This is a genomic window from Acinetobacter haemolyticus CIP 64.3 = MTCC 9819, assembly GCF_000369065.1.
Classification (GTDB): Bacteria; Pseudomonadota; Gammaproteobacteria; order Pseudomonadales; family Moraxellaceae; genus Acinetobacter; species Acinetobacter haemolyticus.
Genome location: NZ_KB849799.1, coordinates 245522 through 260725, shown reverse-complemented (window position 1 = coordinate 260725; position 15204 = coordinate 245522). Strand labels below are relative to the sequence as shown.

General features: G+C 41.2%; 14 protein-coding genes and 2 pseudogenes. 9 read left to right on the top strand and 7 right to left on the bottom strand.

The window, feature by feature from the left end; translation table 11 throughout:
• Nucleotides 1–91 precede the first annotated feature (91 nt).
• The 6 genes from F927_RS01295 (at nt 92) to aroC (ending at nt 5149) form a co-directional block, all read left to right on the top strand.
• Entirely contained in the window at nt 92–397 is a 306-nt protein-coding gene (locus F927_RS01295) for a YcgL domain-containing protein (protein WP_005080797.1), read from the top strand.
• Entirely contained in the window at nt 390–779 is a 390-nt protein-coding gene (locus F927_RS01290; protein WP_004639110.1) for a hypothetical protein, read from the top strand. The genes F927_RS01295 and F927_RS01290 overlap by 8 nt, the downstream gene beginning before the upstream one ends.
• 42 nt (nt 780–821) lie before the next feature.
• Complete coding sequence (locus tag F927_RS01285; RefSeq protein WP_004639112.1) at nt 822–1673, top strand: AAA family ATPase; 852 nt, start codon at nt 822–824, stop codon at nt 1671–1673.
• A gap of 12 nt (nt 1674–1685) precedes the next feature.
• Nucleotides 1686–2873 (top strand): vWA domain-containing protein, encoded by a 1188-nt coding sequence (locus F927_RS01280; protein WP_005080795.1) that lies wholly within the window; start codon nt 1686–1688, stop codon nt 2871–2873.
• 162 nt (nt 2874–3035) lie between these two features.
• Nucleotides 3036–4046: a 50S ribosomal protein L3 N(5)-glutamine methyltransferase gene (gene prmB / locus F927_RS01275; protein ID WP_005080793.1), complete on the top strand. Its 1011-nt coding sequence runs from the start codon at nt 3036–3038 to the stop codon at nt 4044–4046.
• 11 nt (nt 4047–4057) lie between these two features.
• Nucleotides 4058–5149: a chorismate synthase gene (gene aroC, locus F927_RS01270; protein ID WP_005080790.1), complete on the top strand. Its 1092-nt coding sequence runs from the start codon at nt 4058–4060 to the stop codon at nt 5147–5149.
• A 91-nt stretch (nt 5150–5240) separates the two neighbouring features.
• Here aroC and F927_RS01265 read toward each other — a convergent pair whose 3' ends face one another.
• Nucleotides 5241–6470 carry a GGDEF domain-containing protein gene (locus F927_RS01265; protein WP_005080788.1) on the bottom strand — a complete coding sequence of 410 codons (1230 nt, stop codon included), beginning with the start codon at nt 6468–6470 and terminating at the stop codon, nt 5241–5243.
• A gap of 346 nt (nt 6471–6816) precedes the next feature.
• Here F927_RS01265 and F927_RS01260 point away from each other — a divergent pair, with 346 nt between their 5' ends.
• Nucleotides 6817–7566, top strand: a complete 750-nt coding sequence (locus tag F927_RS01260; protein ID WP_005080786.1) for an iron-containing redox enzyme family protein — start codon at nt 6817–6819, stop codon at nt 7564–7566.
• Between the two features lie 72 nt (nt 7567–7638).
• On the opposite strand, the gene F927_RS01255 is transcribed toward F927_RS01260, so the two are convergent.
• Nucleotides 7639–8340: an NAD(P)H-dependent oxidoreductase gene (locus F927_RS01255; protein WP_005080784.1), complete on the bottom strand. Its 702-nt coding sequence runs from the start codon at nt 8338–8340 to the stop codon at nt 7639–7641.
• Nucleotides 8341–8471: 131 nt separating this feature from the next.
• Here F927_RS01255 and F927_RS01250 point away from each other — a divergent pair, with 131 nt between their 5' ends.
• Entirely contained in the window at nt 8472–9503 is a 1032-nt protein-coding gene (locus F927_RS01250) for an AraC family transcriptional regulator (RefSeq protein ID WP_005080782.1), read from the top strand.
• 220 nt (nt 9504–9723) lie between these two features.
• Nucleotides 9724–10497: a hypothetical protein gene (locus F927_RS01245; RefSeq protein ID WP_005080780.1), complete on the top strand. Its 774-nt coding sequence runs from the start codon at nt 9724–9726 to the stop codon at nt 10495–10497.
• 27 nt (nt 10498–10524) lie between these two features.
• On the opposite strand, the pseudogene F927_RS01240 reads toward F927_RS01245, so the two are convergent.
• The 5 genes and pseudogenes from F927_RS01240 to F927_RS17010 all read right to left on the bottom strand — a co-directional run.
• A pseudogene (locus F927_RS01240) lies at nt 10525–10752 on the bottom strand (transposase domain-containing protein); the annotation flags it as partial.
• Between the two features lie 104 nt (nt 10753–10856).
• Nucleotides 10857–12518, bottom strand: coding sequence for a group II intron reverse transcriptase/maturase (ltrA, locus tag F927_RS01235; protein WP_005080778.1), 1662 nt, complete (start codon nt 12516–12518; stop codon nt 10857–10859).
• Nucleotides 12519–13094: 576 nt separating this feature from the next.
• Nucleotides 13095–14495: pseudogene (gene tnpC / locus F927_RS01230) on the bottom strand (IS66 family transposase); the annotation flags it as partial.
• Between the two features lie 74 nt (nt 14496–14569).
• The gene (gene tnpB, locus F927_RS01225) at nt 14570–14914 is read right to left on the bottom strand and encodes an IS66 family insertion sequence element accessory protein TnpB (protein WP_005080771.1); all 345 of its coding nucleotides are present in this window, start codon (nt 14912–14914) and stop codon (nt 14570–14572) included.
• Nucleotides 14911–15204: hypothetical protein (locus F927_RS17010; RefSeq protein ID WP_005080775.1), on the bottom strand; the 294-nt coding region annotated here is incomplete at its 5' end. The genes tnpB and F927_RS17010, both read right to left, overlap by 4 nt.

Genomic DNA, 15204 nt, shown 5'->3' with positions numbered 1-15204 from the left:
ACCTGTGGTTTTTTTCATGTATCCTGTTTAGTGTCTATTGAGGTCTAATTGGCTTGATAGTCACTAAAATTGACAAAAGTTGTGAGTAAACATGCACTGCGATATTTATAGATCGAGCAAAAAAGACGAAATGTATATGTATATTGCTCGTCCGAACTCTTCTGAGAATAATGAGTCTGAGAACCCTTTTGACGGTATTCCAGAAACTGTTTTACAAGCATTTGGAAAAGCCACTTTTGTTATGCGTTTAGAACTTCATGCTGAGCGTAAACTTGCACGTGCAAATGTGTTGCATGTTATGGATTCGTTAGAAACCAAAGGCTTTTTTATTCAAATGCCACCAGAAGGATTAATCAATCCGAATGCGGTAGAACCTGAGGGCTTACGAGGTGCTTGAGACATTAACAGCGGTATGGGCAAATATTCTTTCAGTACTGGATCAGTTTCCTGAGGAAAATGTTGCGATCATAGTCTATGTTACTGGAACAATCATTGCCTTGTGGTGTTGGTATCGTTTAATGACGCGTTTACCGAGTCCCATTGGTGGCATCTTGTGGATTATCGCTTTTGCAGTCCTTGCAACACCAACAATTTCTGAAGGTCCGAATTCTGGAATCGCACCTGCAATTTTTGGATTGATTTTTGGTGTATTAACCAAAGAACATGTGTTGGTGTGGGCCAATTTATCCTTGATCCTCTTTGTCATAGGGATTGGTTTATCGATTGGTTTTTGCTGGTCAAAATATACCGCCAATAAAAAGGCTGCTCGTTCAGTTTAAATATTTACACAAAGTTAGATACAGAAAAATAAGGTTTTTTAAATGTCTGCTGATAATCAACACTTTACTGGTACAGATCAATATATTGCAACTGATAGCCTAAAGCTTGCTGTAAAAGCGGCGCGTGCTCTACAAAAACCATTATTGGTAAAAGGTGAGCCGGGTACAGGTAAAACGTTACTGGCTGAACAGGTTGCCGAAAGTCTTGGGTTAAAACTGATCACTTGGCATATCAAATCAACAACCAAAGCACAGCAAGGTTTGTATGAATATGATGCTGTTTCGCGTTTACGTGATAGCCAGCTAGGTGATGACCGTGTCTATGACATTAAAAACTATATTAAGCCTGGTAAATTGTGGGAAGCATTTACGAGCGATGAGCGCTGTGTATTATTAATTGATGAGATTGATAAAGCAGATATTGAATTTCCAAATGACTTATTACATGAGCTCGACAAAATGTCGTTCTATGTGTATGAGACAGGTGAGACGATTACTGCAACTCAGCGTCCAATCGTGATTATTACTTCAAATAATGAAAAAGAACTTCCAGATGCGTTCTTGCGCCGTTGTTTCTTCCATTATATTGAGTTCCCTGATGAAGCAACGATGCGTGACATCATTGCAGTTCATTTCCCAAGTATTTCGAACACTTTGGTGAGTGAGGCTTTACAGATCTTCTTCAAATTACGTCAAGTACCAAGTTTGAAAAAGCCACCCTCAACGTCTGAATTAATTGATTGGTTAAGCTTATTGATGGCAGATGATATGCCAGAAGATGTGTTGCGTAATCATGATAAATCAAAAGCGATTCCACCGTTGTATGGTGCGTTAATCAAGAATGAACAAGATGTACAGTTGCTAGAACGTTTAGCCTTTATGTCACGTCGTTAAGAGTGCTCGTATATGTTTGTACGACTGTTCTACACTTTACGCAAATATGGCGTACCTGTTACGACACGTGAACTGATTGATCTGAATCAAGCGGTGGCTTCAGGTCTAGTTTTTGCAGATCAAGAAGAGTTTTATCAATTGGCTAAAACGATTTTAGTCAAAGATGAACGTTTCTTCGATAAGTTTGATCGTGCCATGAAAGATTATTTTGATGGTATTGAAACCTTTGACTTAGATGAGCTACTCAAACACGTTCATAAATTGCCAAAAGACTGGTTTGATCTTGAGCTACTAGAAAAGCATTTAACTCCAGAGCAACGTGCTGAATTGCAAAAGGCGGGTTCTCTGGAAGAACTGATGAAAATGTTGGAAGAGCGATTGCGCGAACAACATAAAAAACATCAGGGCGGCAACCGGATGATTGGTACCGGTGGAACTTCACCTTTTGGTGCTTTTGGTGATCATCCTGAAGGTGTTCGTATCGGTGGTCCAGGGCGTAAACGTTCAGCGGTAAAAGTATGGGAACAACGTAAATACCAAAATCTTGACGACGATCAGGTTTTAGGAACACGCCAGATGCAAATCGCCTTACGTCGTTTGCGGAAATTCGCGCGTCAAGGGGCTGCCGAAGAGCTAGATGTTGATAGCACGATTCGTGAAACTGCCAAACAAGGTATCTTAGATGTACAACTTGTTCCAGAGCGCCGTAATCGAATCAAAGTATTAATGCTATTTGATGTAGGCGGTTCTATGGATGCCTATATCGCTGAGTGTGAAAAACTATTTAGTGCTGCTAAGTCAGAGTTCAAGACTTTAGAATATTTTTATTTCCATAATTGTCTTTATGATTATGTATGGAAAGACAATCATCGTCGTAGTTCTACACGTATGAACACATGGGACTTATTGCATACATACGGACGTGATTATCGGGTTATCATTGTGGGCGATGCTAGTATGGCGCCTTACGAACTCAAGTCTGCTGGTGGTTCAGTTGAATATATGAATGACGAGGCTGGGGAAGTGTGGTTAAGACGTTTACGTCAGCACTTTGATAAAACAGCTTGGCTCAATCCTGAAGTGGAGGGTTATTGGCATTACACCCAAACTATTCAGTGGATTAAAGAAACATTTGAAGATCATATGTATCCAATGACTTTGAAAGGGATCGAGGATATGACCCGTTATTTGTCTCGTTAAAATTTAAATAAATCCGATATAAAACCGTTTCTTTGATCTGAAGCGGTTTTTTCTTATTAAATAAGCTTCAAGAGAGCTAGAAACTGGTCAAAGCGTTGCTTTGCTTTTCTTGGCTCAGGTAAAATAAACCGTTTTGCAATTAGCACTTTTGGAGACGCCTAAGTGGAGCGACCAACGATCAGCCCTGAACATTTACAAGAAGCGGCTGAAAACTTAGTAAACATAAGAGATTTTATCCGTTTTGGTGTCACAGCACTTCGCCAATACGACGCGCACTTAGGTCAAGGCACAGAAGATTATTTCGCTGAAAGTTCGGCATTGGTTTTGCAAACACTTTCTCTTGAGTGGAAGGCTGATGCGGAAATCCTAGATGCGAAGCTATTACCAAGTGAAAAAGCAGAATTTCTAAGCTTATTGGAACGTCGTATTAATGAGCGTGTCCCAACTTCATACTTATTAAATCTTGCATATTTCTTTAATAAACCATTTTATGTTGATGAACGTGTCTTAATCCCACGTTCACCGATTGCTGAGTTAATTGAACAGCGTTTTGCACCATATTGTTTAGATGAAAATGGTCAAATGCTTGAAGCGTTAAACAGCCTACCAGAAAATCCTAAACCGAAAACACCACAACGTATCTTGGATATGTGCACGGGTTCAGGCTGTATTGCAATTGCATTGGCGTATGCATATCCAGAATCAGAGGTTGATGCTACAGATATTTCTAAAGAAGCTTTAGAAGTTGCTTCGATCAATACAGAACATCACAATAAACAGTATCAAGTTGCACTACTTGAATCTGATCTATTTTCAAAAATACCTGCTGAAAATCAATATGACTTGATCGTAAGTAATCCGCCTTATGTAGATGCTGAAGATATGGCAGATTTACCTGAAGAATTCTTACATGAGCCAGAACTTGCGCTTGCTGCGGGACAAGATGGTTTGGACTTGGTGCGTAAAATGTTGGCTCAAGCTGCTGATTATTTAACTGAAGATGGTCTGATCGTTATCGAAGTGGGTAATTCAGAATGGGCGATGCGTCAAAATTTCAATACGGTTGACTTTCACTGGCTAACTTTCCAAAAAGGTGGTTCTGGTATTTTCGCTTTGACTGCTGAACAATGCCGTCGTTATAAAGAAATATTTCAGCAATCCATTCAGAATTAAGGGGATAGAACATGGCTGGGAATAGTATTGGTCAACTTTTTCAAGTCACGACATGTGGAGAGTCTCATGGCGTCGGTTTGATGGCAATTGTTGATGGCGTGCCGCCGGGTCTTGAACTTTGTGAAGCTGATTTGCAGAAAGATTTGGATCGCCGCAAGCCTGGTACATCTAAATTTGCAACTCAACGTAAAGAGCCAGATGAAGTCGAGATTATTTCTGGTGTTTTCGAAGGGAAAACAACTGGAACTTCGATTGGTTTATTGATTCGTAATACAGATCAAAAATCTAAAGACTACGGCAATATTGCTCAAACTTTCCGTCCTGGTCATGCTGATTATACCTATACACAAAAGTACGGATTCCGTGATTATCGTGGTGGCGGACGTTCAAGTGCACGTGAAACTGCGATGCGCGTTGCAGCGGGTGCGATTGCAAAAAAGTATCTAGCTGAAAAATTTGGGATTGATATTCGTGGACATGTCACTCAAATTGGTAACGAAGTTGCAGAGAAATTAGATTGGAACGAAGTACCTAACAATCCATTTTTCTGTGGTGATGTTGATGCGGTGCCGCGTTTTGAAAAGTTGGTTACTTCTCTTCGCGAGCAAGGAACAAGTTGTGGTGCAAAACTAGAGATCATTGCTGAAAATGTTCCCGTTGGTTGGGGGGAGCCTGTATTTGATCGTTTAGATGCTGATATTGCACATGCAATGATGAGTATTAACGCGGTTAAAGGGGTTGAGATCGGTGATGGCTTTGCTGTAGCGGGGCAATTTGGTCATGAAACTCGTGATGAACTCACCACAGATGGTTTCCTTGCTAATCATGCTGGCGGAATTTTAGGTGGGATTTCGAGTGGTCAAACTATTCGTGTTGCAATTGCATTGAAACCAACAGCTAGTATTACAACACCAGGTAAGACAATTACGATTAACCGTGAAAATACCGATGTCTTAACTAAAGGTCGTCATGACCCTTGTGTGGGCGTACGTGCAACACCAATTGCAGAAGCGATGTTGGCGATCGTATTAATGGATCATTTTTTAAGACATCGTGCACAAAATGCAGATGTCGTACCTCCATTTAAACCAATCGAAGCATAATCATATTTAGTCACACTTTTAATTTATTATAAGTGTGACTTTTATTTAATGTAATATTCAATTAATTTACTGAATAATAATCTTCTGTATATTATAAAGCTTCAGAAATCATATTTTCAGAAGAGGCGATGTGATATTGATTTCTACCATTACTTTTCGCAATATAAAGGGCATGGTCGGCACGAGAAATAAATTCTGAAAGACTATCACCTAAACTTGGTACCATCGTCGCAACACCAACACTTATCGTTACATGTTTAGAAATTTGGCTTTTAGGATGATTGATGCCAATATTACTCACCAGCTCCATTAACCGTTTAACTTGGATGAGTGCTTGATCTTGATCTGTCATTGAAAATAGTAACAAGAATTCTTCCCCACCATAACGCGCTGCTAGATCACCACTGCGTGAAGTTATTGACCCCAATAAAATAGCGATACGTCTTAAGCATTGATCACCTTGAATATGACCAAGTGTGTCGTTATAGAGTTTAAAGAAATCAATATCAATCATCATAATCGTGATGGGCATTTCATGGCGCATGGCTCGTTTCCATTCATTTTCAAGTACTTCATCGAGATAACGACGATTCGCCAAACCCGTTAGAGCATCTTGTTGTGAAAGAATTGAGAGTTGTTGTGCCTGTCGCATGAGCTCTAATCGGTTAAGTTCGATCATGCAGTTTTGCAAGTAATTTTCACGGTGCTGTCGATCCGTCGCATACGCTAACGCCATCCCCAAAAAACTACTAAATGTGTATGTTCTATGTAAAAAAGTCCAATCAATAGAACCACTTAACCAGGTGCTTGCTGCAATACCAATTAAACCTCCCATCCATCCTGCAAACATTGCTGTATAAAAACGCATACCAACAAAGCCATAAATAATGACAACCGCATACATCATTGCAGCATGGAATAAAATGTTATGTTGACCTTGTGCAAGGACGTTAATGAGGGTGAAAGTAATGGCTACAGCACCCATTGATCCTATACAAACGTAATGATCGAACCACCGATTCATGATCGGAACAAAAGACAATAACCATGCGAGAAGGATAATAATCCCAACCCAGCCATAGTAAGCAATCCACTCAAGACGCATATCTGGTGGTAGGACTTGATAAATACCAAAGCTCAGAAATAAATATAGGCCCAAGATGATTGGCGCACGATAACGGAATTCGTGTGCGGCCTCATTTCTATACTGATCTCGGTAGATCGCTTCTAACTCTTTAGGAAACCAAACTAAATTTAGTCCGCGAGAAATTAGCAAGTCGATTTGATCTTGTCCCAATATATTGGAAGCTTTCAACTTCATCTTATCGCTTACCACTCCCTAATGTTTTTATGTAAGTCATCTAATATTGGAATTGTTTTTTACTACGTTACACTGAATTAAATAAAATGTGTATTAGATAATCAAAAAATCCCATTTTTTTGTGATAATCATCTTTTTATTGTTCAAAACTTATGCTGATTAAAGGTTTATATCGCTTTTTTTGTTGATAATATATGGATTAAATGAGGATGATATTCAATAAATAACTCAGTAGTACAAACCGAGGAATGGTAATTGTATATTTGCTGCAATAAGATACAATCTAGAAAAAGCAGCAATCATGGAATATGATTGGATTAAGTCATACGAAATAGGATGCATCGCAATGACTGCTATGAATCAATACGAAAAAAAATTGGAAATTACGGCTCATTCGGAGTGGTCACAACGGTTCTGGGATGAACTTTTGCCAGCAAAAGAACGAGTTAGCAAACACCCTTTATTCTTGGATATGGCAAGTGGTTCATTAAGCTTGGAGTGTTTTCGCTCAGCCTTATTGAATTTTTATCCTTTAGTCGCTCATTTTCCTTCTTATATGGCTGGAACACTAGCCAAAGCTACTGCGTTTTCCTTATCTGGTGTAACCGAAACACGAGATTGGCTGATTCAAAATATTAAAGTTGAGGAGCGCCATCTTACTTGGTATCAGGATTGGGCAGGTGGTTTTGGACTTACGATCGACATGCTAAATAATGTTCGGCCCCCAGCAGCGATGAATGCAGTTAATCATTTCTTATGGGATGTGAATTACCGAGGTAGCTTAGCTGAGAGTATCGCAGCCACAAATCTTGCAATCGAGTGGGCGACAGGGGACTGGAGTATACAAGTTTACAAGGGGGTGCAAAGTTATACTCAAAACCCAGAAGTAACGATTAATAAACGGTCATTGGCTTGGTTGAGAGCACATGCGCATTATGATGATCTGCATCCGTATGAAGCGATGGAACTTATCAAACGGTTATGTGATCAAGATCCTGTGATGCAGAAAAAAGCATTTTTGGCTGCACAAGAAGGTTTAGCGTATTATGAACTTGCATTGGATGAGTGTTACAAAATTCAGCAAGCGAATCGATAATACAAAGAATAAAACTGCGATCTAGCTTGGGGACGGATCGCAGTTTTTTTATAATTTTTTTACATTTGTTGGTTAGGTTTTAGGATTCATTTTTTCATCAAAATTTTCAAGATGAGGAAATTCTAGAGGGCTAAGATTATCCAGATTTTGAAGGTATTGTTCCAAGTTGGTTAAAATGTCTTGTCGGCTTTCATTGCTAATATATGGAACATGATATGCAATAAATGGCGGTATAACTTCAAAACCAACATAAGCCAAAGAACCACGTTGAATTGAAGATAAATATTGTTCGATTGGACCATGAATTGAGTTCTCACCAAACATATGATCTCGTCCACCAAGACTAAAACAAAGCATTGCTTTTTTGCCAATCATACCACCATGATTATAAAAACGTTTACCGCCATAAAATAGTCCTGAGATAAATACTCGATCTATCCAACCTTTGAGGATCGCCGGTACAGATGTCCAATATAAAGGAAAAGTAAAAATCACAAGATCAGCACGTTTAACTTTTTCAATTTCAGCGGCAATATCAGGCGAAAGAGTATTGCTTTTTAAAGCATTACGTTGCTCGAGGGCATAATTTAGATATTCAGTTTCATCAAAATCAATAAAATCATCAGCTGATGCAACAGGATTAAAGTTCATTTCATATAAATCAGATACTTCAACCGTATGCCCAAGTTGTTCAAAAGTCTGTTGAACCGTAGTTTTCATGGCCGTTGTAAATGATCTTTTTTCAGGATGCGCGTGAACAATTAGTACATTCATTGGAAAATAAACCTTTAATCTTGGATTTTTTACGAACTTACTATGCCGTAAAGCTAAATCGTGGCATAGTTCATAAACCGCCAATTTTTACCAATTTACGCCAAAATATTAGCTGTATAGGATCTAAAAATATGAATCCTGAACTTCCTGGTAGTTATGTGAATTTATTAGTTGATGTACTTAAAAAACGGGGCATTGCACCCGAACAACTATTATCTGGAACAGGTATTTCAATTGATAAACTCAATGCACCTTTTTGGTATGTGGATTTTAATATTTTCAATTACTTGTTAGAACGAGCTGCACAGATTACCGATGAACCAGCAATCAGTGTATATCTTGCAAAAGAAATGAAAATTTCTTGTTATGGACATATCGGAGTCGCTGCAACAGCTTCAGAAGATCTTGGTTCAGCGATTAAAGTTTTGGAGCAATTTATCGGATTGCATTGTACAGTATTTAAGCCCAAACTTCAGGCGAATGATGGAAAAGCATACTTGTATTTTAATCAACCTTTACAACAGTTTAGGTTTAACAGACATGCGATTATATTCTTGGTTTTTGGTTTTGCTCAGATAGTAGAAAATTTAGCTCAACAGCGGTTAGATATCCGTTTTGAATTCCAGCAAGATAAGCCAGATTTCTACAAAAAAATATTTAATATTAATCAGTTAAATGGTGAGTTTAACGCAAAAAATGACTGCTTAATTTTAAATAAAAAATTTTTATCTTTGCCACTAAAGACAGCTGATGGATTGGTTTCTAGGTTAACAATTCAGCAATGTAAACAGGATATTCAAAAGCTATTTTTAAAAAGGAAAAATGTAGATAGTACGGCAAAAAATGTGAAAGAAGCACTATATGATGAAGCACTTGGATTTCTATCACTTAAACAGGTTGCTGAAAGATTACATTTGTCAGAGAGAACATTACAGCGCCAACTCACGAAAGAACAAACTTCATTTCAGTTGTTAGTTGCTGAGGTTCGTAGAAAACAAGCAGAATTTTTATTAAAACAACAACATCTATCTATTGAACAAATTGCAGAACGATTAGGATACGCAGATATTTCTCATTTTTCACGTGCATTTAAAAAATGGACGAACGTTACGCCCAAGTTTTATAGAGAGGTTGAGCGACACAAAACAGCATTGGTTTTGTAGTATATATTAGTAATCTGTATAATAAATAAATTGTTATATATCAATGTATTAAGTTGATTGATTGCGCATAATGTATATTATGTTAAATTCAGTACACGAGTCATTAAGTTCATAAACTTGTTCCCGTAACTATAATTCAGTTACTTACAGTACAAATTAAAACAGACTTTTTTTAGTTATGTTTATATCTTAAATACTTCACAAAGTTTACAAACAGCTCATGCTTTTCATTAAAACAATTCAGCTTTCAAAAAAGAAGTTTATTCAAAATCGCATCGTCTTGCTGTTTGATACCACTACCACTTCGCCATGTCTTTATCCGCTACTCTATTCCTTAACGGCTTTAAGATTTCAAAGTTTTGCTACGCAACAATCTGATATGCTCGCAATAAAGCTTTGGTATGAATTCTGGTTTTTAAAATATTCAACTTTGTTCTGTGAGTCATTTTTTTCTTCTGGATACACTCCTGAAGTCTATGTGTATGAAATAGATAATTTTATTGTTTTTCTAGAAAATAATAAAAAATTAGAAATGAATTTGATTCGACTTAGATCAAATACTGATGTCAACTATAAGACTATTACACAACGTCTGAGGTCTGTAATTAAGTTCTTTGTTTTTCTCTTAGATGAGTATTGGAATATTAGAAATCAGGATCTTACGATTAAAGAAATAACGAACCATAGGAAAAAAATAGATAGATTCTTATTGAATAAAAAAAAGATATTTGGAAAGTTTTCTCAACGAAGCTTAACTGTAAAAAACACTATAAATCATAGTTTTAAAAGCTTAAGCAATGAGATGGTTGCTAGTCTTTATGAAGTAATTCGGCCAGATCAAAAAAACAAAACTAATCCTAACAATCCCTTTTCAACTCAACCACATCAGCTTCGTAATTTCTTAATCATACATCTCATGCTGAATTACGGATTGAGAGTTGGTGAGCTAATGTTATTGACAGAAAAATCAATCAAAAAATCAATTAATTCGTAAGCGTCCGCTGAACCCCATGCCTATTTTTTAATTTGAGTTGGATTTCCAGCGATGTGGCAGTAATTCTTCTATTTGGGTCGCTTTATGCGTCGGCAGCCTTTTCAGCACATCACTTAAATAGGCATACGGATCCAAGCCATTCAGCTTTGCTGACTGGATTAAAGTCATGATATTCGCCGCTCGCTGGCCGCTGCGCAGCGAGCCAGCAAACAGCCAGTTCTTGCGCCCTAAGGCCCAAGGTCGCATTTGATTGTCGGGTAGTCAGACGCAGTTACCTACGTCCAACCCCCTAAGAACCGTGCATGCGAGTTTCCCAGCACACGGCTCAAGCCTCTGCTAAGGCGCCATTCGGCACCCGGTTATACATCGTTGACATTGGCAAACTGAACACTCCTCGGACAATACAGATGGTAAATCTCAAGATTAGCAACTGCATCCGTTCCACCATGACTTAGCTTCACAATATGACGGCTGTGCCATGGTGTATCTTTGGTGACTGGTTTAAGACAGGCGCAGCAGCGACCACCTTGTTTTAGCCACACCCGATACAGCTTGGCTCGCCCCTTTGCGGAGACCAGCATTCTTTTACCCCATCGGGATTCGAAGTACTCATCCCATGCGGGGTCATGAGGGTTAGCAGCAGCCTTGATCTTGATATGTCGCACAATTGGCGTGTCCGAGGCAGACACTAATGTGTATTGTCGCTTCCGACCATCGGCGGACTGTTCATCACATGAGAACACCCATCGACGCGCTCCTTGTACTTTGAAATACCGATCTTTGACCCATCGGAGTGTCTTGCGAGGGTGGCGACGTACAGCCCATCGCCAGAGCATTTCCCACACTGCGTTGTCTACCTGGTTGAAAACCTTCTTGGCAACGACATGACTGTGATAGTTGGCCCAACCCCTTAGAATCGGGTTGAGCAAACCGATCAAAGTGGCCTGTCGTGTCGCTTTGTTTGCATTGATTAATGCTCGCAGCTTGTCAAGATGAGCGCTGATGTTTGCCTTTGACGGCTTGATCAGTAGCTTGCCGTTGTACTTACGTACGTTCCAGCCAAGAAAATCGAACCCGTTCCCTATGTGCGTGATTTTGGTCTTTTCCTGAGAGAGCACGAGACCGCGCTGCGCCAGAAATTCAACCACGGCAGGACGAACTTCATTTTCGAGCCACTCTTTAGAATACCCCGTGATGATGAAATCATCCGCATACCGTACCAGTTGCAGCTTTTTGCCTGTCCATTTGGCGTTAGAGAACCTCTTCGCCAGCATCGTTTCCAGTCCGTCCAAGGTCATGTTGGCCAGCACCGGGGAGATAATACCTCCTTGCGGTGTTCCGGAAAGACTGGGAAACAGCTTGGTTTGGTAGACGTAACCGGCTTTGAGCCATTTCCGTAGAATCACCTTGTCCATTGGGAGGTTGGCGATCATCCAGTCATGGCTGATATTGTCGAAACAGCCTTGAATGTCACCCTCTAGCACCCACTCCGCACTTACTTTTCTTGACAGCACACCAAAGCACTGTGCTGCAGCATCCGCGGTTGAGCGTTGCGGTCTGAACCCATAAGAGTTCCGATCAGCGATGGTCTCCGCGATGGGTTCCAAAGCCAGCAGATGGAGCGCCTGCATGGCCCGGCATTTCATCGTGGGTATCCCAAGAGGTCTCATCTTGCCATTTTTCTTCGGAATAAGGACTCTCCGAAGCGGAAGGGGCGTGTAACCTCGCCTCTTCAACGACATCATCGCACCGGTCTTGGCCTTGGGTGTATTCCAAGTCACCTTGTCGACCCCAGCCGTGTTTTTGCCTTTGTTTTCAGACACTCGTTTGACGGCCAATGCTTTGCCACTAAACGAGTGAGTCAGCAGCCATTGCAAAGCTTTCGCCTTGTTATGCCTGCCGTCTTGTACCGCCTTCACAATACGCGCTTGCAGCCCTCTGACATGACGCTGTACAGCAATCCAATCGATGCTGTCCCACGATGTGCTGGAAGGTGCACACGCTGATACTGCTGCATTCATTTGCTCTCCCTCCATTAAAAGGGTTCTACACACTCTCTTGTGATGAGAGACCATAAGGACGTCAGCCCGCTTTCGCGTGGGGTAATGTTTCAACCTCTATCCAACCCATTACAGACTGGCATTCGCTTTTTCCTCGTTCCTTCGCCCGCATCACCATGGGCAGTTTTTGCAAACTGCTTTCCCAATGGGAGTAATACGGGATTTCCACGTTCCGCTTACTGAAGTACATCGGCTTAGGTGCCTGCTATCGACCGGGAGGCGTATGGGTCACGAATGCGTAGTCGAAAGACGCAATTCCCACCTCCATTACCGTTTTGGTTCGAGCGTATCAGCCATTTCCGCTCGTTCAACTTAACGATCGTTACGCAGATTCACATGTGTTCACCATACCGATTATCTAGCCCTTGTCCGGCTATGGCTGCCAGAAGGGTACGCCTCTCACGATTGATACCCCGCACCTTGCGGTGCCTCGTTACATTGTCGAAGGCGCTCTTTATTCAGCCTTCTAGATTCACCCGGTGACACGGGTGGTTCCCGCAGGGGGGAACAACTTCATTAAGCGACTTCGTGTCGCACCTCTACCCAATTGTTGCATATCGGTAGATTGCCATCATCCAGATAGCGGCTTAAGGCTGGCCAACGCTTCAGAGTGTAATTGATAGCCTTGGCGGTGGGAGAACTCGATGGCACTGTCAGATGATGTTGGTTGAGCCATTCATATAGTTGTTGCATCACTGGTTGACTATGCTGTTGTCGGTATTCGCGGCGGTCTTCCGCTGTACCATCGGTCTTTTTCCTGAGTTCTGCTTCTATCGCATACAGTTTCTGAATCAGCACTAAGGCCTGTTCAGCAACCTGACTTTTCCCAGTTACATGCAGTTCATGGAATTTACGACGTGCATGGGCCATGCACCCCACCTCAATCACCTGGCCTGATTTAAAACGTGCTTTATAACCACTGTAATCATCACAGACTAGATAGCCCTGCCAGCCTTTCAAGAACTCTTCAGCATGCTGGCCTGAACGACTATCCTGAAAGTCATAGATCACCGCCTGAACTGGATTATACTGTGTGGTGGCATAGGCCCAGACATAACCTTTCTTCGGTTTTTTATTATTCTCACCCATCCGCATGATGGTGACCGGTGTTTCATCTGCATGCAGCACCCGCTGTTGCAGCACCACCTCTTTTAAGGCATTGGCCAGAGGTTCCAGTTCTACACCGCAGCGACCTATCCAGTCAGATAAAGTTGATCTAGAAAGTTCGATTCCCGCCCGCTGATAGATCAGACGTTGACGGTACAGCGGCAAATGATCGGCATACTTCGATACCAGCACATGGCTGAGCAATTCAGGTGAAGCAATGCCTTTATCAATCACATAGGCGGGCATCGCTTGCTGAGTCAGAGTGTCACACTGATCACAGACCCATTTACCACGCACATGCTGTTCCTTATAGAACTGTGCCGGTCTGAAATGCAGTTTTTCACTGACATCTTCGCCGATACGACGGAGTTGGCAGCCACAAGCACATTGGGTTGATGCAGGTTCATGCTCAATACGGATGGTGTGTAGATGATCTGGCAGTGGTCGACGTTTAGGTTTATTGGTTTTGGCTTTCTGTGTCGCTGCATTGGTTTTATCTGCATTTAGCCGTTCCAGTTCTAGATCAACCGCGGCAATATCTTCTTCAACCGCTTCATCCCACAGATGGATTTGTTTTGCCGTTAAGTGTTCATTCTTTTGGGCGAATTTGTGCTTTTTAAACAGCGCCAGTTCATGCTCGTATTTTTGATTGAGAATAGAAAGATGTTGAACTTTAGAATCTAATTGCTGATTGGTGACTTCAAGATGTTGAACTCTGGCATCTAATTGCTGGTTTGATTGTGCTAGAGACTGATGCTGCATCGCCAACTGTCTGGTGAATTCCAGCAGTTGTTCATGGGTCAGTTGGCTTAAGTCAGGCAGCGTATTCATGACCACAGTATGCCTGAGGTCATGAAGAGAATGAAATAGAACGTTTGGAGGATGGCAGAATGGTCGAGCTTGGTTTAGAGCATATTCACCACTTGCTGCAATCCAATTCTCTGCCAGGGCAAACCTTGGATTAATGCCTGTAACTGTTCCGGGCTGAGGGCCACGGTTTCACCTTGGTGAACTTGGTGAACTTGAGCCCAGTGAAATTTACCCTGTTCCAAACGCCGGGCACACAGCCAGATGCCCAGTCCATCATGTACCAACACTTTCATACGATGACCACGTTTATTACAGAACAGGTAGGCGCAATGCGGTTTGATGTAGCCAAAGGCTCTCACCACCTGAGCCATGACAGTATCCATTCCTGCTCGCATATCCATGGGCTGGGTAGAGAGCCAAATTTCATTGATACGGATCATGTTGCCAGTGCCTTGAGTAATTCTGCCAAGGCAGGTATTTCTGATGTCTGCCATTTCAAGCCAATTTCTGCTTTTGAGTGGGGTAAAGTAATTTGAACTTTTAACATGTCAGTAGGAGTAGGATCTAATGGTGCAGAGCAAGATAAGGCAATAAATGCAGGTTTATTCGGTAGTGGTGAGCGATCACTCCCTGGCTTAGCATCAATTAAGCGAATCCATTTGGATACAAGATTTGTATTCAATCCATGTTGCAAAGCGACTGAAGCAATTGAAACGTCCGGTGCTTTACA

Bases quoted from the DNA above. Each gene is read 5' to 3' on its own strand.
- F927_RS01250 (WP_005080782.1), top strand. From the start codon at position 8,472: ATGAATCCTGAACTTCCTGGTAGTTATGTGAATTTATTAGTTGATGTA.
- F927_RS01280 (WP_005080795.1), top strand. From the start codon at position 1,686: ATGTTTGTACGACTGTTCTACACTTTACGCAAATATGGCGTACCTGTT.
- F927_RS01285 (WP_004639112.1), top strand. From the start codon at position 822: ATGTCTGCTGATAATCAACACTTTACTGGTACAGATCAATATATTGCA.
- F927_RS01295 (WP_005080797.1), top strand. From the start codon at position 92: ATGCACTGCGATATTTATAGATCGAGCAAAAAAGACGAAATGTATATG.
- ltrA (WP_005080778.1), bottom strand. From the start codon at position 12,518: ATGAATGCAGCAGTATCAGCGTGTGCACCTTCCAGCACATCGTGGGAC.
- F927_RS01255 (WP_005080784.1), bottom strand. From the start codon at position 8,340: ATGAATGTACTAATTGTTCACGCGCATCCTGAAAAAAGATCATTTACA.
- F927_RS01265 (WP_005080788.1), bottom strand. From the start codon at position 6,470: ATGAAGTTGAAAGCTTCCAATATATTGGGACAAGATCAAATCGACTTG.
- F927_RS01260 (WP_005080786.1), top strand. From the start codon at position 6,817: ATGACTGCTATGAATCAATACGAAAAAAAATTGGAAATTACGGCTCAT.
- tnpB (WP_005080771.1), bottom strand. From the start codon at position 14,914: ATGATCCGTATCAATGAAATTTGGCTCTCTACCCAGCCCATGGATATG.
- F927_RS01245 (WP_005080780.1), top strand. From the start codon at position 9,724: ATGCTTTTCATTAAAACAATTCAGCTTTCAAAAAAGAAGTTTATTCAA.
- aroC (WP_005080790.1), top strand. From the start codon at position 4,058: ATGGCTGGGAATAGTATTGGTCAACTTTTTCAAGTCACGACATGTGGA.